The sequence below is a fragment of the Vulgatibacter sp. genome (assembly GCF_041687135.1).
In the GTDB taxonomy this organism is placed as follows: Bacteria; Myxococcota; Myxococcia; order Myxococcales; family Vulgatibacteraceae; genus JAWLCN01.
The window spans coordinates 548,303-564,648 of sequence record NZ_JAWLCN010000001.1 but is presented as its reverse complement, the minus strand read 5'-3'; the positions used below and the strand labels follow the sequence as shown (position 1 = coordinate 564,648).

At 73.1% G+C, this 16,346-nt stretch carries 14 protein-coding genes; 8 read left to right on the top strand and 6 right to left on the bottom strand.

All coding sequences use genetic code 11. From position 1 onward, the window contains the following. Positions 1 to 32: 32 nt before the first annotated feature. Positions 33 to 1,682: a DUF692 family multinuclear iron-containing protein gene (locus ACESMR_RS02635; protein ID WP_373044816.1), complete on the bottom strand. Its 1,650-nt coding sequence runs from the start codon at positions 1,680 to 1,682 to the stop codon at positions 33 to 35. Between the two features lie 149 nt (positions 1,683 to 1,831). Here ACESMR_RS02635 and ACESMR_RS02630 point away from each other — a divergent pair, with 149 nt between their 5' ends. The 3 genes from ACESMR_RS02630 to ACESMR_RS02620 all read left to right on the top strand — a co-directional run bounded on the left by ACESMR_RS02630 (position 1,832) and on the right by ACESMR_RS02620 (position 4,641). Then, positions 1,832 to 2,152, top strand: coding sequence for a lipid asymmetry maintenance protein MlaB (locus ACESMR_RS02630; RefSeq protein ID WP_373044815.1), 321 nt, complete (start codon positions 1,832 to 1,834; stop codon positions 2,150 to 2,152). An 81-nt stretch (positions 2,153 to 2,233) separates the two neighbouring features. After that, positions 2,234 to 3,970, top strand: a complete 1,737-nt coding sequence (gene polX, locus ACESMR_RS02625) for a DNA polymerase/3'-5' exonuclease PolX (protein ID WP_373044813.1) — start codon at positions 2,234 to 2,236, stop codon at positions 3,968 to 3,970. Next, positions 3,967 to 4,641, top strand: a complete 675-nt coding sequence (locus tag ACESMR_RS02620; protein ID WP_373044812.1) for a dienelactone hydrolase family protein — start codon at positions 3,967 to 3,969, stop codon at positions 4,639 to 4,641. The genes polX and ACESMR_RS02620 overlap by 4 nt, the downstream gene beginning before the upstream one ends. Here ACESMR_RS02620 and ACESMR_RS02615 read toward each other — a convergent pair. Further along, positions 4,638 to 5,057 carry a DUF6232 family protein gene (locus ACESMR_RS02615; RefSeq protein WP_373044811.1) on the bottom strand — a complete coding sequence of 140 codons (420 nt, stop codon included), beginning with the start codon at positions 5,055 to 5,057 and terminating at the stop codon, positions 4,638 to 4,640. The genes ACESMR_RS02620 and ACESMR_RS02615 overlap by 4 nt on opposite strands. 107 nt (positions 5,058 to 5,164) lie before the next feature. Between ACESMR_RS02615 and ACESMR_RS02610 the strand changes: the two genes are divergently transcribed. From ACESMR_RS02610 to ACESMR_RS02590, 5 genes are all read left to right on the top strand, one after another. Further along, on the top strand, positions 5,165 to 5,548 hold the full coding sequence (locus ACESMR_RS02610) for a hypothetical protein (protein ID WP_373044810.1): 384 nt from the start codon (positions 5,165 to 5,167) through the stop codon (positions 5,546 to 5,548). A gap of 169 nt (positions 5,549 to 5,717) precedes the next feature. Continuing rightward, on the top strand, positions 5,718 to 6,434 hold the full coding sequence (locus ACESMR_RS02605) for a hypothetical protein (RefSeq protein ID WP_373044809.1): 717 nt from the start codon (positions 5,718 to 5,720) through the stop codon (positions 6,432 to 6,434). Further along, positions 6,431 to 6,862, top strand: coding sequence for a hypothetical protein (locus ACESMR_RS02600; protein WP_373044807.1), 432 nt, complete (start codon positions 6,431 to 6,433; stop codon positions 6,860 to 6,862). Before ACESMR_RS02605 ends, ACESMR_RS02600 begins: the two co-directional genes overlap by 4 nt. A gap of 114 nt (positions 6,863 to 6,976) precedes the next feature. After that, positions 6,977 to 8,464, top strand: a complete 1,488-nt coding sequence (locus ACESMR_RS02595) for a M28 family peptidase (protein ID WP_373044806.1) — start codon at positions 6,977 to 6,979, stop codon at positions 8,462 to 8,464. After that, positions 8,461 to 9,261: an MBL fold metallo-hydrolase gene (locus ACESMR_RS02590; RefSeq protein WP_373044805.1), complete on the top strand. Its 801-nt coding sequence runs from the start codon at positions 8,461 to 8,463 to the stop codon at positions 9,259 to 9,261. The genes ACESMR_RS02595 and ACESMR_RS02590 overlap by 4 nt, the downstream gene beginning before the upstream one ends. On the opposite strand, the gene speB is transcribed toward ACESMR_RS02590, so the two are convergent. From speB to ACESMR_RS02570, 4 genes are all read right to left on the bottom strand, one after another. Continuing rightward, complete coding sequence (gene speB / locus ACESMR_RS02585; protein ID WP_373044803.1) at positions 9,258 to 10,217, bottom strand: agmatinase; 960 nt, start codon at positions 10,215 to 10,217, stop codon at positions 9,258 to 9,260. The genes ACESMR_RS02590 and speB overlap by 4 nt on opposite strands. Before the next feature lie 14 nt (positions 10,218 to 10,231). Further along, positions 10,232 to 10,993, bottom strand: coding sequence for a lysophospholipid acyltransferase family protein (locus tag ACESMR_RS02580; protein ID WP_373044802.1), 762 nt, complete (start codon positions 10,991 to 10,993; stop codon positions 10,232 to 10,234). Then, positions 10,990 to 11,529: a GNAT family N-acetyltransferase gene (locus tag ACESMR_RS02575; protein WP_373044800.1), complete on the bottom strand. Its 540-nt coding sequence runs from the start codon at positions 11,527 to 11,529 to the stop codon at positions 10,990 to 10,992. The genes ACESMR_RS02580 and ACESMR_RS02575 overlap by 4 nt, the downstream gene beginning before the upstream one ends. Before the next feature lie 134 nt (positions 11,530 to 11,663). Beyond that, positions 11,664 to 16,307, bottom strand: coding sequence for a myxosortase-dependent M36 family metallopeptidase (locus tag ACESMR_RS02570; protein ID WP_373044799.1), 4,644 nt, complete (start codon positions 16,305 to 16,307; stop codon positions 11,664 to 11,666). Between the last annotated feature and the right edge of the window lie 39 nt (positions 16,308 to 16,346).

The following is a 16,346-nucleotide window of genomic DNA, read 5'->3' as shown; positions in this document are numbered from 1 at the left end:
CGCGCTCGGACGGGCGCGGCCTTCGTCGTTCCTCAAGCGGCGCCGACGCGGAGCAGCCCCGCGGCCACCGCGCGCTCGAGCGTCGCGCGGTCCGCAGGCGCGAGACCCTCCGGCACGGCGCCGGTGCCTGCGAGCCGGAGCAGACGCAGCAGCGACGCGTCGATCGGCTCCACCTCCAGCGCCCCCTCCCGCCGGCGCACCAGCACCGGCCAGGCCCCGGGCTGCGCACGAACGGCGGCCTGCCCCAGCGCGTCGAGGCCGCTCGCCTCGTAGAGGCCGCTGGCGACGGCGCGGTCGACGAGGTGCCGCCGCAGCGCACGGGCGGCGAAGACGAGCTCGGAGAGATCCGCCGGGAAGGTGCCGGCGGCGATCCCAGGCGCCAGCGCGATCGCCCCCTCCTGCAGTGCGCCGGCGGCGCGGTGGAGCAGGCCGTGGCACCAGGACTCGAACGCCAGCGCCACCTCGCCGCCGGCGATGCGACTCTCGCGGATCCGGCGCCTCGCCCACGCGGCGAAGACCGCGCCGAGGTCCTTGCCCGTCCCCTCGTAGCGGCTGCGGTATTCCGCCGACGCGGCGAAGGCCTGCAAAGCCTCGCGATCCCCTGCAGCGAGGGCGCGGGTGAGCGGCCACTCCCGATCGAGCTGCTGCGCGATCACCGCGAGCCGGAAGTCCGCGTCTGCCCGCACGCCTTCGGGATCCCCGGTCGAGCCGCGCTCGGCGTGGACGAGATCGAAGAGCGCCCAGGCGTCCCGCTCCGCCTCGGCGAGGACGCCGGGCTGGATCACGACCGGTCCGCGGTGCTCGCCGGGCGCCTCGGACGGCGACGGCGCCAGCGCCGGGACGAGGGAGCGGAGGCGCTGCAGGGTCTGCCGGGCCACCGGCTCCGGATGGCCGTCGGCCTCGAAGGTGAGCGCCTTCAGGCCGGTGCACCGGGGCAGGATCCCTTCGAGCATCGCGAAGAGCTCCTCGCGCACCGGCTGCCCGTGATCGTCGACGTAGAACCGCCGCTCGCCGCGGGCGGTGATCACGCCGCCGGCGATGTGGATCTCGGCGACGCGATCGAGGGGGAAACCGTCGAGTCCGGTGCCGGGCTCGTGGCCGTGCACGAGCTGGTAGGCGAGGAGGTGGCCCAGGTCGAGGAGGAGCGGCGCCCCCGTCTCGCGGTGGAGCGCCGCCATGAAATCGAGGACGTGGAGGTCGCCGTTGCGGAAGAGCACCGCCGGGTTCTCGAGGAGGAGCGGCACGTCGATCGCCGCCTGCACGTGGACGGCGTGTGCGGCGCATTGCGCCACCGCCGCACGGGTCAGGGGCGGCACCACGTAGAGATAGCCGGGAAAGGGCGCGTCACGGTGGTGCCACCAGCCCACGTCGTTCCCGACCCACGGCGAGCCGATCGCGCGCAGGTGCTCGGCGAGCGCCGCGAGGTTCTCCTCCGACTCCAGGGCGGGACCCCAGAGGTTGAGGTGCACCGGGTGGAAGATCGCCGGCAGCTCGGCCCGCCGATCCCAGAGGGCGGAGAAGCGGGCCGCCTGCGCGCGCGCCTCCTCGATCCGCAGCGGTGCACTGTATTCGACGAAGTCGAAGAGGCCCGGCGCCGTGTCGTGGAGCAGCCAGGGATCGGGGCGGTCCCGGGGCCCCAGATTGGTGCTGAGCCCGAGGCCCATCCATGGCAGCGTCTCCATCGTGCCCTCCGCAAAAAGGGGCGCACCGTAGCACAGCGTCCTGATGCAAACATCGCGTCGGGCAGGACGTGCCGCGCCGCCGCTTGCCTACCTTCCTGTGCCCGGGGTCCGGGCCTACGCTCCCATGCAGGCAACCAGGGAGGCACGGGATGGAAACGCTTTCGATCGAGGAAGAGCGGATGCCGGCGGGGAACGTCTGCCTGCGGGTGGGGGGATCGCTGGACCGGAGCGCTGCCTACGAGCTGCGCGATCGGATCCTCGGGCTGGGGACGCAGGAGCTGGTGCTCGACTTCTCCAAGATCGGCCACGCCGACGACGTCGCCCTCTCGGTGCTGGCGATGTGGCTGGCCGATCGCAACCAGAGCAAGCTGAAGGTGCAGCTGGTGGGCCTCGATCACCACGCCCGCCGCATCCTCCAGGTCTTCGGCGTCGACACCGAAGTCGGCCTCGGCGTCAACCAGGCGATCTGAATCGCAAGCGCGCCGGCGCCCGGCGCGCGGACGATCCTCCGGCACGCCCTATTTTTCCAGGGAACCGCCGGAGGATTCGCAGTGGAAAACGCCGACGTCGCCAGGCTGCTCACCGAGATGGCGGACATCCTCGAGCTGACCGGCGGCAATCCTTTCAAGGTGCGGGCCTACCGGCAGGCAGCGCAGGTGCTCGACACGCTGCCCGAGCCGGTGGCCGAGCTCTGGCGCCGCGACGAGCTCACCCGGCTCCCGGCCGTGGGAAAGGGGATCGCCGAGCACGTCGGCGAGCTCCTCACCACCGGCCATTTCCACGAACACGACGAGCTCGCCAGGCAGGTGCCCCTCGGCGTCCTCGAGCTCCTCCGCCTCGAGGGGGTCGGGCCCCGCACCGTGGCCGCGGTGTGGAAGAAGCTCGGCATCACCGATCTCGCGGGCCTCGATGCTGCGTGCAGGGACGGCTCGCTGCAGACGCTGCCGCGGATGGGCCCGGTGCGCTGCAAGGGGATCCGCGACGCGATCGATCGCTACCGGGGCCGGGGCAGCAGGCTGCCGCTGCACCGCGCGGTCTTCTACGCGGATGGATTGCTCCAGCGGCTGCGCAAGGTCCCCGGCGTGGTGCGGGCGGAGCCTGCCGGCTCGCTGCGCCGCCGGCGGGAGACGGTGGGCGACCTCGATCTGCTCGTCTGCTCCGAGCGCCCGTGGGCGGTGATGCGCGCCTTCGTCTCCCTGCCTGGCGTGGAGGCGGTGCTGGCCAGCGGCGAGACGAAGAGCTCGGTCCGCCTGCGCGCAGGGCTGCAGGTCGACCTGCGGGTGCTGCCGCCGGAATCGTGGGGCGCCGCGCTCCACTATTTCACCGGCAGCAAGCGCCACAACATCGAGATCCGCGCGCGGGCGGTGAAACGGGGCCTCAAGATCAGCGAATACGGCGTCTTCGATCGGGCGGGCCAGCGGCTCGGCGGCGCCACCGAGGCGGAGGTCTTCGCAGCGGTGGGCCTGCCCTGGATCCCGCCGGAGCTGCGGGAGGCCGACGGCGAGATCGAGGCGGCGGAGAAGGGGCTCCTGCCCGTCCTCGTGGAGGAGGCGGACGTCCGTGGCGATCTCCACGTCCACAGCAGGGCCTCCTCCGACGCGAAGGCCAGCCTCGAGGAGCTGGCTGCGGAGGCGCGGCGGCTGGGGCGCGAATATCTCGCCATCACCGACCACTCGCGAGCGCGCCCGCTGGGCCTCGACGAGGCGGGGCTGCGCCGCGAGATGGCCGCGGTGCGCGCCCTCGATCGCAAGCTGCGCGGCAGGCCGCGCCTCCTCACCGGCGTCGAGGTCGACATCCTCCCGGACGGCTCCCTCGACCTCCCGGTGGAGCTCCTCGCCGAGCTGGACTGGGTGGTGGCGAGCATCCACTCCCACTTCCGCGATCCGGCGCGGCGTACGACCGAGCGCCTCGTCCGCGCCATCCGCTCCGGCGTGGTCGACGTGATCGGCCACCCCAGTGGCAGGCAGATCGGCAAGCGCGACCCCTACCCCTTCGATCTGCACGTCGTCCTCGAGGAGGCGGCGGCCCGCGGCGTGGCCCTGGAGATCAACGCCATGCCCGATCGCCTCGACCTCACCGACGAGGCCTGCAAGCTCGCCCGTGCAGCGGGGGTGCAGGTGGTGATCGATTCCGATGCGCACATTGCAAGCCATCTGGCCAACCTGCGCTACGGCGTCTGGGTGGCGCGCCGCGGGTGGCTGGAGGCCGCCGACGTGCGCAACACCCGGCCGCTGCCGCGGCTGCGCCAGCGGCGGGAACGCAGGCGGGAAGCGGAGGTGCGGAGATGAACGGCGAGGAACGTGAGGTCCAGGTCGACGCGGGGCCGGTGACGCTGGAGGGATCGCTGGGTCTTCCCGACCGGCCGAAGGGCGTGGTCCTTTTCGCCCACGGCAGCGGCTCGAGCCGCTTCAGCCCGCGCAATCGCTACGTCGCCAGGGTGCTCCGCGACGCGGGCCTCGCCACCCTGCTCATCGATCTGCTCACCGCCCACGAGGAGGAGATCGATCTGGTGACGCGGCACCTTCGCTTCGACATCCGCCTCCTCGCCGAGCGCCTCGTCGGCGCAGCGGACTGGCTCGCCGCCTACGACGCGACCCGCGGCCTCCCGATCGGCACCTTCGGCTCGAGCACCGGCGCCGCCGCGGCGCTGGTGACGGCAGCAGCACGACCGCAGCTGGTGCATGCGGTGGTCTCCCGTGGCGGCAGGCCTGATCTCGCCGGCGACGCCCTCTCCCAGGTGCAGGCGCCGACGCTGCTCCTCGTCGGCGGCAGGGACGAGCCCGTGATCGAGCTCAACCAGGAGGCGATGGCCCGGATGCACGCGCCGGTGGAGCTGCGGATCATCCCCGGGGCGACCCATCTCTTCGAGGAGCCGGGCACGCTGGAGGAGGTGGCGCAGCACGCGGCCACCTACTTCGCCCAGCAGCTCGAGGCGGCGGCGGAAGAGGCGGCTCTCTAAGCGCGTGCAGCAGGCGCAGCGACGAGGACCCGCGCCTCCTCGAGGGCGGTGAGCACGCGCTGTACCGCCTCCTCGTCCTCGCTCCGCCAGGCTTCGATCACGGCGCCGTCCACCTCGATGAGCAGCGCCACCGAGGGGCGGCGGTGCGAAGCGCCCCAGAAGCCGAGGACGAGGAGCAGGAGCCCTGCGCCGAGGACCGGCAGGCCGTGGGGCTCCCCGTGCCACGAGGCCCTGGCGCCGAGACCGAGGGCGATGATCGCTGCCATGAAGACGAGCTGCAGCCAGGAGACGTCCGGCTCCACCCAGCGCAACCGCGCCGGCCCGACGACGAGCAGCGGCCACCTGCCGGCCGGCGTGATCAGCGCGGTATCGGTGATCCGCACCGGCCCTTCCTCGTGGCGTGCGATCTCGATCATGGCGCCCCCTCGTCCGAACAGGCTCCCTCGCCACGCCGCCCGAGGCAAGTGCGGGCAGGCAGGCCATCGGGGTTCGCAGCCCCCATTTTCCGGGGAAGGAGGAAGAGATGCAGCCGACGCCCCGCACCGACACCGCCCTCACCCAGCGCAAGCGCGACCGCGACAACGTCGTCGTGGGCTCGCTCTGGATGGTGGGCCTCACCCTCGTGCTCTTCTGGCTCCCGCTGCTCAACGGCCTCATCGGCGGCCTGGTGGGCGGCTACCGGGTCGGCAGCGTGGGCAGGGCGCTGACCGCCGCGATCCTGCCGGCGGTGGTGGTGGCCCTCGGACTCTGGCTCCTGCTCGCCGCCTTCAACCTGGGTGGCTGGGGCCTGCTCGCCGGCCTCGGCGCCGGCCTGCTGATCGTCGTCGCCGACCTCGGCATCTTCCTCGGCGCCGCGGTGGGCGGCGCGTGGGCGCAGGCGAAGGCCCGGCGCAGCGCGACGGTCTGATCGGCAGGGCGTCCGCTGCCTGCGGGCGCTCCCCCGCCTCGAGGAGGGATCGCGACGGCGCTCGTGACACCGCTGTCGCACCCACCGGGACCGTCTTCGCCGGCGGCCAGTGATTTCAGGACCTTGCGCAAGGCATGCCGGTTGCAAAACACCGGTGCCCGGAGGGTCCATGAAACATTCGCGATCGCTACCGCTCCTTCTCCTCGCCGCGGGCACCGCCGCCTGCGGCCTCGAGGGCAGCTCCCCCGGTGAGCTCGGCAACGGCGCATTCGCCTACCGCTGCGCCGGCAACACCGACGCCTGGTGCGAGTCCCCCTGGCATTACGGCAACAAGCCGCGCCTCGCCATCGGCGCCCCCTTCGCCGTCGACTACGACGACACGGCCCTCGGGAGCAGCTACGTCGAATCGGCTGCCCCCGGCCGCCTCGCGTTCTCCCGCGGCCGCTTCGCCTTCCTCCGCCAGGGGCCGGCGGCGGTGCTGGCGGTCGATCACGTCGGCGTCGTCCGCGATTTCTTCCACCTCGACGGCGAGGCGATCGACTCGATCGAGCTGGTGCGCGCCGAGGCGGGACAGCTCCAGGGCACGGCGCCTTCGCAGCAGCTCACCGCCGATCCCTGGGCGATCGAGCCGCTCGCGCAGGTGGTGATCGGCGCCGGGGAACGGATCGGCCTCTTCGGCTACCCCGTCGCAGCGGACGGCGACGTGCTCGCCGGCTCGGCGCCGTGGGGCTTCTCGGTGGAGCCGGCGGGGATCGTCGCGGTCGAGGCGGCCCTCGGCGACAACGTGGCGCATCTCGAGCCGCTGGCCGCCGGCAGCGCCACCCTCTTCGTCCGCGCCGGCGATGCGGTGCGCGAGATCCCCGTGCACGTGGAGGTGGGCCCGTGAAACGTTCCCTGCTTCTGCTCTTCCTGCCCCTCGCCACCGCAGCGTGCGGCGAGGAATACACCCACCTGCGCTTCGACCGGCTCACCCAGCCGCCCCGCTCCTTCTCGGCGACCCGCCGCCACGTCCAGCTCTACGAGGGCAGCGCGCTGGCGGTGAAGGCGGTGGCGATGGACGGCGACGATCCGATGGAGGATCCGCCGAAGGTGGAGCTCTGGCCCTGCGATCCCTCGATCGTCGGCGTGGCGCCGGCTCTCGAGGATCGCCACTGGCACGAGGGCTACGAGGCCTACGAGGACGACGACGACGATCCGGTGGAGAACGCCCCCGCCTTCGTGCTCTGGGGTGCAGGCTCGGGGCGCAGCTGCCTGCGGGTGGTCCTCGACGGCGCCAACGAGGAGAGCATCTCGGTCGAGGTGATCGGCGGCTGAAGTCCACTGCCGACCGCTTCCCCACCGGGAGCGGCCTCCTGCCGCGCAGCGCAGCCATCCGTTCGCCACCTGGCGGGAGGATGGTGGAAGCGCAATCCGTGCAAGGAGCGCTGCGTGAAGGCAACGGATCCCGCTGGCCTCGTCCACCACATCGAGCGGCTCGTCGCCGTCGGCGATCGCTCCTGCGGCTCTCCCGGGAGCGCCGCCGCAGCAGGCGAGCTCGAACGTGCGTTCCGCCGCCTCGGCCTCGCGGTCCGCGAGGAGAGCTTCCGCTTCCTCCGCTGCAGCGTCGCCTCGTCGGCGCTGCTCCTCGACGGCAGGCAGCTGCGGCACCTGCCCCTCGCCTATGCCGGCGCCGGCGCGGTCGCCGCCACCGCTCTCGACGGCGGGATCGGCGAGGACGATCTGGCCGATCGCCCCGAGGTGCAGGGCGCGATCGTGCTGGTGCGCCGCGACCTGCTCCGCCACCGGCAGGCGCAATACCGCGCCTGCGTGGATGCAGGCGCAGCGGCGATGGTGCTCGTCTGCACCGCACCCGACGACCGGATCCAGGACGGCTCCGTCCGCGAGGCCTGGGAGGGCCCCGGCCCCATTCCCTGCATCGCGGTGGGAAACGAGACCGGCGAGCGGCTCCTCGAGCGGGCTGCGGGCGGCACGCTCCGACTCGAGCTCTTCGTCGACGCGCTCCACGCAGAAGCCACCGGCCGCAACCTGGTGGCGACGGTGGAGGGCCCGGGCTCGCGGCGCGGCATCGAGGTCGGCGCCCACTACGACGCGTGGGGCCCCGGCGCGGTGGACAACGCCAGCGGCTGCGCCGGCCTGATCGCCGTCGCCGAGCACCTGATCCGCAAGGGCCCGCGCTCCCCGGTGGAGCTCGTCGCCTTCGACGGCGAGGAGCTCGGCCTCCTCGGCGCCTGGCACCGGGTGCGCCACCGCGGCAGGGGGCCCGGCGCCCTGATCGATCTGGAGATGCCCGCCTCCCGCGAGGCGATGATGCGGGCGCTGGCCGTCACCTCCGCGCTGGGGTGCAACGAGGCGGCGGAGGCGAGCGGCCTCGCCGCCTGCTACGAGGTGGCAGGGCCGATGGCCTCGGCGCCGGATCTCCTCGGTGGCTACATCCCCGCCGACGTCTGGCCCTACTACATGGCGGGGCTCGGCGCCCTCTGCACCGTCTGCGACACGCCGCACTACCACACCGAAGGCGATCTCCCGGAGACGGTGGACGCGCAGGCGCTGGCGCAAGTGGCGGAGGCCACCGCCGAGGCGGCGCGGCGCCTCGCGGGGATGTCGAACGACGCCCTCGTCGGCAGGGACGTGCCGGTGGGCCGCATCGCCGCTGCGGAGCGGGACGGCACGCTGCACGTGGAGGCCGCCTTCGCCTGGGAGGACGGGCTGCCCGCAAGCGACGACGCGCCGGTGGAGCTGCTCGCCTTCGCCGACGACTTCCGCCTCCTCGCCAGGCTCCCCGCGGACGGCCTCGGTGGCGGCAGGTTCCGCGCGGTGTTGCCGCTCGACGGCGCGCAGGGGCCCATCGATCTCACCGTCCACCGCACCGCCAGCGGCGAGAGCGCCGAGGCCCATCTGCGCTGGAAGCGGCGGTGAGGATCACCTGGCTCGGCTGCGCCGCCTTCGCCGTCGAAGCGGAAGGCAGGACGCTGCTCCTCGATCCCTTCGCCACCCGCTGCGCGCTCCACCGGGTGGCCTTCGCGCCGCTGGAGCCGGATCGGGCGGCGATCGATCGCTGGATCCCACGGGTCGACTACGTGATCTGCGGCCACGCCCACTACGACCACGCCCTCGACGCGCCGGCGATCGCCAGGCGCGACGACGCGCTCCTCGTGGGCTCGCGCACGTTGTGCCTGGTTGCCCGCGCTGCAGGCGTGCCGGAGGCGCAGCTCCGCGAGGTGCCGCCGGACGGCGCGCGCCTCCGGCTGGGCCCCTTCAACGTGCGCCTCGTCCCCTCGGTCCACGGCAGGTGGGCCTTCGGGCGGATGCTCTTCGCCGGCTGCCTGGACGAGCCGCCCCGGCTGCCGATGCGGGCGGCGGGTTGGGTCGACGGCGGCGTCTTCGGGATCCACGTGGAGGCGCAAGGCGCCTCGCTCTACCACGCAGGCTCTGCGGGGATCGTCGACGGCGCGCTGCAGGGCCTGCGGGCCGACGCGGTCCTCGCCTGCCTCGCCGGCAGGCGCTTCACGCCGGGCTATCTCGAGCGGCTCGCGGGCGCCCTGCGACCGGGGCTCCTCGTCGCCAGCCATTTCGACGACTTCTTCCGAGGCCTCGACCTGCCGCTGCGCACGCTGCCCGGTACCGGCGTGCACGACTTCCCCCGCGAGGTGCGGGCCCTCGGCGTGACGCCGCTGGTCCCCGCGCACCTCGCGTCGTTCGTCGTCGGCGACTAACCGCGTGCCTTGCGCAAGGCGAGGAGCGCGAGACCCTCGAAGAGGAGCGATGCGCCCAGGTGGCAGGTCATGTCGGCGTGATCGAGCGGCGGGGCGATCTCGACGAGATCCATGCCCACGAGCCGCACGCCGGCGAGGCCGCGGACCAGGTGCAGCGCCTCCCGCGAGGTGAGGCCGCCGGGGACCGGGGTGCCGGTTCCCGGGGCAAACGCCGGATCGATGCCGTCGACGTCGAAGGTGAGCCAGGTCGGCCGCTCGCCGATCCGCTCGCGGACCTCCGCCATCACGAAGGCGATCCCGCGCTCGGCGATCGCCTCGATCGGAAAGATCCGCGCGCCGTGGCCACTGGCGAAGGCGAAGTCGTCCGCCCCGCCCCAGGCGCCGCGGAGGCCGAGCTGGTGGAGCTGCCCCTCCGCCACCAGCCCTTCGGCGAGCGCGTGGCGCAGCGGCGTGCCGTGGTGGAACTCGTCGCCCCACAGATCGCCCGTGCTGGTGTCGGAATGGGCGTCGACGTGGACCACCGCCAGCGGGCCGTGCCGTGCCGCAGCCGCGCGCAGGGCCGGGAGCGCGACCGAATGATCACCTCCGACGACGAATGGCGCAGCGCCTGCGGCGACCACCGCGGCGACCTCCGCCTCCACCCGCTCCCGCATCGCCGCTGCGTCGAAGGGCGAGACCGCGACGTTGCCGCCGTCGAGCGCGGCGATCGTGCCGAAGACGTCGATGCCGTGGACCGGGTGGAAGCGCTGCACCAGCGCGCTCACCCGGCGCAACTCCCAGGGCGCGAGCCGCGCGCCGGGCTGGTAGGTGGTGCCGCCGTCCCAGGGCACGCCGAGGAGCACCGCCTCGGCGCCGGCGCCGGCGTAGGCCGAAGGATCGGCGAAGGAGGCGCAGGGGAGGCGGAAGAAGGGGATCTGGCCGTGGCGCAGGTAGTGGGCTGCTGGCTGCTGGGACATCGCTTCCCCTTCGGCTACCGGCAGCTGCCGGCGAGGAGATCGTTGATCCGCCAGTGGGCCTCGATCGCGAGCGCCTCGGCGGTGCTGCAGGCACGGGCCTCGATCGGCGCACCGATCGAGACGTGGGCGCCGGTGCGGTGGCGCGCGGTGGTGCGCAGGTAGTGGGGCAGGAAGTCGTCGTCGCCCACCCAGCAGAGGGACGGATCCTCGTAGCCGAGGGCGATGGGGACGATGGGAACGCCGGCGAGGCGGGCGGCGCCGAAGAGGCCGCGGTGGAAGGGAAGCAGCGTTTCGCCGGTGGTGGTTGTCCCTTCGGGAAAGCAGAGCACGTGCACGCCGGCCTCGAGGCAGCGGAGCGCCTCACGGAGCACGGCGGCGCCGGAGAAGGGATCCGAGCGGTCGACGAAGAGCACGCCGAGGCTCCTGGCGCCGCTTCCGATCACCGGCCAGTCGGCGACCTCGCGCTTGGCGATCGGCGCCGCGGGGACGAGGCCGGCGAGGACCATCGGGTCGAGGTAGCTCGAGTGGTTCGCCACCAGCACCGCAGGGGCCTCGGGGATCCTGCCGCGAAGCACGGTGTCGATCCGGTGGATCCTGCAGAGCTCCGCCAGCACGGCGCGGAGGGCAGCGGCGCGCTTGCGCCGGGCGATGGCAGGCGCGGCGTCGTGGGCGTCGAGGCGGGCGCTGCCGATCCCCTCCAGCACGCGGAAGGCTGCACGGGAGAGCGTCCCGCCGAGGCGGAAGGCGCCGCCCCAATCGACGGCGGCGGACCTCACGCCGCCTCCACCTGCAGCGGGCGCTGCTTCCTGCCGTCGACGAAGCCGAGGCGCTCGTAGCGGCTCTTCAGCCTGTCGAATGCTTCGCGATCGATCCGCGAGACGATCCGATCGTCGCCTGCGCCGTAGAAGTCGTGGCGGGTGCCCACTTCCTTGGCGCCGAGGGTGGCGTGGAGGGCCCGTGCCGGCGCGTTGTCGGCCTTCACCGTGAACCAGCAGCTGTCGACGTCGCGCACGAGGATGGAGCGGACGAAGGCCTGGAGCAGCTGGTGCACGACGCGGGTGCCCTGGTAGGCGGGCAGCACACCGAGGGTGGTGCAATAGGCTTCGCGATCGCGGACGAAGCAGAGGAGGTAACCGACGGGCCTGCCGCGATCGAGGGCGACGAAGCAGGTGTCGGCGAAGAACTCGCAGCAGAGGCGAACGTAATAGGGGCCGAGCAGGGTCTCCCCGTCCGCACCGAAGACTTCCTCTTCGAGCTGCATCAGCCTGGCGAAATCGTCCTGCCGGAGCGAGCGCACTTCGTAGCGGGCCATGGTCCTCTCCTCTCGTTCGGTGGAGAGGAGCATCCACGGCGCCGGTGACGGGCCGGCGGCGGCGAGCCGACGGCCCGGAAGCGACGCGACGAAAGCTCGGTGGCAGGGGGCGGGCTCCCGCCCCGTGCGGAGGGCTACCGGCGCTTCCGGCGCAGCGCCGCTGCGACCACCGCCCAGCCTGCGAGCTGCACGGCGGCGGAGGGCCCTGCGCCGCTGCAGCCGCAGCCGCTCGGCTTCACCGGGGTCTCGGCCACCCGCACGCTCACGTCGGCGGCGCCGACGCCGCCGCGGGGATCGCTTGCCGTCACCTCGAAGAGGAGGAGCGCCGGATCCGAAGGAGCGCGAAAGCGGGCGCGCCCGCCCTCGAGGATCTCGAGATCCACGTGCGGCCCCTCGAGCTGCCGGAAGGCGAAGGTGATCGGCTCCCCGTCGGGATCCTCGGAGGCGGCGGCGTCGATGACCACGTCCCTGCCGAGGACCGCGTCGAGGTGCGGCAGCGTCACCACCACCGGCGCCCGGTTCACCTCGCGGACGTGGACCTCGACGAGGGCGGGCTCGCTCTCGAGCCTGCCGTCGGTGGCCACCAGGGCGAAGACGAGGACCTCGTCTCCGTCGACGTCGGGGAGCAGGACGAAGGGCTCCTGCGCGCTCGGATCCTCGATCAGCGCCTCGGTGCCCGACACCTGGCTCCACTGCCAGCCGAGCTCGTCGCCGTCGGGATCGGTGCCGCCCCCCTCGACGAGCTGCACGCGGCTGCGCTCGTCACCGGTGATCGCAGGCCCCGCCACCGCGGTGGGCGGCCGGTTCTCCGGCACCACCGCGACGACGACGTCGGCGGCCTCGCTCTCGGCCTCGCCGTCGGAGACCACGAGGGTGAAGTGGAGAGAGCCCAGCACCATCGGCGCGGTGAAGCGGGGCGCCGGCGCCGTCTCGTCGTCGAGCTCCACCAGGCGGCCTGCCACCTGGGTCCAGCGGAAGGTGATCGGATCGCCGTCCGCGTCGGCGCTGGCGCTGCCGTCGAGCACGGCGACCTCGCCCACCGCCACCTCGGCGGGCGCAACCACCGTCGCCTGCGGCACGCGGTTCACCTGGCGCACCATGAGCGTCGCGGTGGTCGAGTCGACCAGCGTGCCGTCGCTCACCTCGAGCTGCAGCACGATCGGCTCGTCCTCCAGCACCTCGGGCGCGAAGAAGCGGGCGACCGGGCTGGTCATGTCGACCCAGGTCACCGCGGGGCCCTGGAGTTGGCTCCAGCGCCAGGTGAGCGGATCCCAATCGACGTCGTAGCTGCCGCCGCCCTCGATCAGGGTCTGGTTGCGCTCGTCGATCGCCGCCGGCGCGACGATCACCGCCACCGGCGCGCTGTTTTCGCAGTTGCCGCTCTCGGGCGTCGGCGCCGGGAAGGGAAGGTTCGCGATCCCCTCGAGCCGGACGTCGTCGACCTCCCAGCCGTGACCGCCGATCGCCGCGTCGCTCCCGACACGGAAGCGGATCCGCACCGCCTCGCCGGCGTAGGCCGTGCCCAGGTCGACGCTCACCTCTTCCAGCGCAGGCCAGCCCGCGCTCCTGCCGACGAAGGCCTCCCTGCCCGCCAGCGGGTTGGAGCTGCGGTTGTCGAGGCTGCCGTTGTAGCCGGCAGCCACCGGCTCCCAGGTCATCCCGTCGGTGCTGATCTCGACCACGGCGCCGTCGGCGGCGCCCTCGCGCTCCTCGAAGGCGAAGCGATGGCGGAAGTGGAGGCGCAGCGGCACCTCGTCGCTCGCCAGCAGCGTCGGCGTCACCAGCGACTGGTCCGCGCGCAGCCCCACGGTGGGGCCGAGCCAGCGCCAGCCCGCCCCCGCCACGTAGATCCGGCGCCACGGCGCGTCCGCGAGGGATGCGTCGCCGGCGGTGCGCCACACGTCGCGGGCGCCTTCCATCGAGTCCTCGCTGCTCGCGGCGGGGCGCTCGTCGAAGTGGCCCCAGGTCCCCCAGGCGAAGGTGCGCGGCGCTTCGAGCCGGGGATCGTCCACCACGATCTCGAGATCGAGGAGCAGCGCCTCGGTCGCTGTGTCGAGGGAGATCGGCACCGCGATCTCGGTGGTCTGCAGCGGCTGCAGCGCCGGCAGCTGCACCGTGCCGCCGAGCTGGAGGCCAGCGGTCGGGGAGGTCACGGTGACGGTTGCCGACTCGAGGGCGCCGATGCCGTCGTTGCGGAGCACGAGCACGAGCTGCCCCGCCTCGCCCGCGTCGAGGATGCCGTCGGCATCGCAGCCCGCCTGCGCGTCGTCGATCCGCGCGGAGACGAGGCCTACGTCGTAGCCCGCCTCGAAGCTCTCCACCACGCCGGCGTGGTCGTGGGACCAGCGCTCCGGCGCCACCGCCCGCAGGCCCGCGCCCCTGCGGGCGAAGGCCTCGAGGAAGAGCGCGTACTCGGCGGGATCGCTCGCCCAGGCAGCCGCGAGCATCGCGTCGCGCGCCTCGAGGAAGGTGGGATCGCTCGGAGTGATCTTGAGGCTGGCGACGAGGAGTTCGAGCATCCGCTGCCGCGCCTCGGGGAAGGCGAGGCTGCCGTCGCGAAGGAGCGCCACGTAGCACTCCCAGAGCATCGTCGCCCACACCTCGCCGGAGCGGTGCACCTCGGCGTTCCACCTGCCGCTCCGGCCCCAGGCGTAGGGCGCGGTGGAGGGGAGCTGCACGTCGTTCTCGATCAGGCCGAAGGTGAGCGGGTTCTTGCCGAAATCCACCGAGTAGGGATAGCGGCGCATGCCGTAGTAGTAGCCGCGGTTGCCGCCACCGCTGCTCACCCAGGTGCCGATGGCGTAGGTCCCGCCGAACGCGGCGTTGCTCGCCACCTGCGCGTCCTCCTCGCGCACGAGGAAGAGGAGCGCGGCGAAATCGCTCCAGCCCTCGCCCATCGATCCGCCCTGGTTGTTGCCGAGGCCCGCTGCATCGCCGATGAGGCGGCTGCTCACCATGTGGGTGAACTCGTGGGCCACGACGCTGGTGTCGAGGGCGCTGTCGCGATCGATCGCCTTCTCGCGGAAGAGCCGCACGGTGAGGCCGCTGCTGCCGCGCAGGGTGTTGCCGTCGTTCTGGCTCACCGAGACGACGGGGATGGTGATCCACTCCTCCTCGCCGCTCATCCCCGGGGCGCCGCCGTCCTCGTTGTTTCCGATGACGATGCCGATGCCGCCGGCGTCCTCGACGCGCCTGGCCTTCTCGGAGAAGGGACAGATGCCGCGATCCACGTAGACGATGGCGCCGGTGAGATCGCCCGTCGGCGTCTCGCAGCCGTCGGTGGTGTCGCCGTTGCCGTCGTCCATCACCACCAGCGGGCCGCTCACGTCGAAGACCTGCGGACCGAAGGCGGCGAGGCCCACGCCGTAGTAGGCTGCGGCGCTCTCCGGCGCGGTGACCTGCAGCCAGCGCTGGAAGTTGGCGGCGAAGCGGTGCATCTGCATCCGCGGCCTGCCGCCGTCCGCCGGCGTGCCCATGCTGGCGTTGTTGTAGCCGCTCCAGTCCTGCGCTTCGGCGAGGAGGCGATCGCCGGCGGCGCCGCCGCGGCCGTAGTTGTCGGCCTGGGCGTTGCCCGCCGCCTCGTCGAAGCCCGCGTCGTAGAACCAGTCGTGGAGCCAGTTGGAGACGTAGAAGAGGTGGGTCGCCGCCGCCATCGATTGCGCGTCGTTCGCCTCGGGATCGCGCTCCACGTCGTAGATGCGGTCGAAGACGCCGGCGCTGGTGGTGGAGGGGCGGAGGTCGTCCGGGCCCTTGCCGTCCGGCGGATCGAAGTCGGCGTAGGCGTCGACGTTGTTGCCGGTGGTCGCCACCGCATCGGTGGGCAGCCAGGGATCGCCGGTGGAGATCGGGCCGTGGAGCAGATCGATCCGCGCCGGCGCGGTCGGGCTCGCCTGGAAGCCGTCGGGCTGCGCGGTGGGATGGGGCGAGCCCGCGCTCCCCTGCGGTCCGTCGAAGGGCAGGTTGCCTGCGGAAGGATCCGCCCAGACCCGGTAGGCGTGCGACTGCACCAGGTTGCGCCGGTAGAGGACGGCGCCCTCGACGGCGTCGATCACCCAGGCGTGGTGGGCGGGGCCGATCTCCAGCTCGAGGTGCCAGGCAGGGAGGAGCCCACCGGGCAGGTGGAACCAGACCGGGCGGATCCGTGCCTCGCGATCGAGGCCCGGTGCCTCGAAGAGGGCGAAGCCCGCCTCGTCGGTGCCAGCGGCGCGGAAGTCGGTGGCGGCGCTGGGGCTGCCGAGATCCGCGGCGGCGATGGCGAGGGCGGCGGTGGGATCGAGATCGAAGCCCGTGTGGACCGGCTCCTCCGGCGAAACGTATCCGGAGAGCGCCACCAGTCTGCCCTTGCGATCGAAGACGACGCGGAGCTGGTCACGGAAGATCGGGATCTCGTCGACGTCGCGGCCGAAGGAGACCACCACTGCCCCGCGCCCCGTGTCGTGGAGGCTGCGGAGGCGCAGGCCGGCGAGGTCGCCGTCGTCGAGGCGATAGAGGCTCGCGTGGCGCTGGACCTGGGCGAACGCCTCCTGCTCCCAGCTGCCCGACGCCGCCGGCTGCTGCGGCGCGAACGCCGCCCACACGAAGGTGGGTAGCCCGAGCCGCCGCTCCTCGTGGAGGACGCGCTCGCCTGCAGGGAGCGCGGCGAGGTTCACCGCGCGGGCCGGCGCGACCAGCGAGAGCGCATCGGCGTTGGGAAGTGCTGCAGCATCGGCTGGGGCTGCGTGGCCGGGGAGGGACCACACCGCCAGCAGGGACGCCAGGGCGACCGCGAACCGCTTCATCGATGACCTCGTAGGCGCCGAACGCTATCCGACAGACGG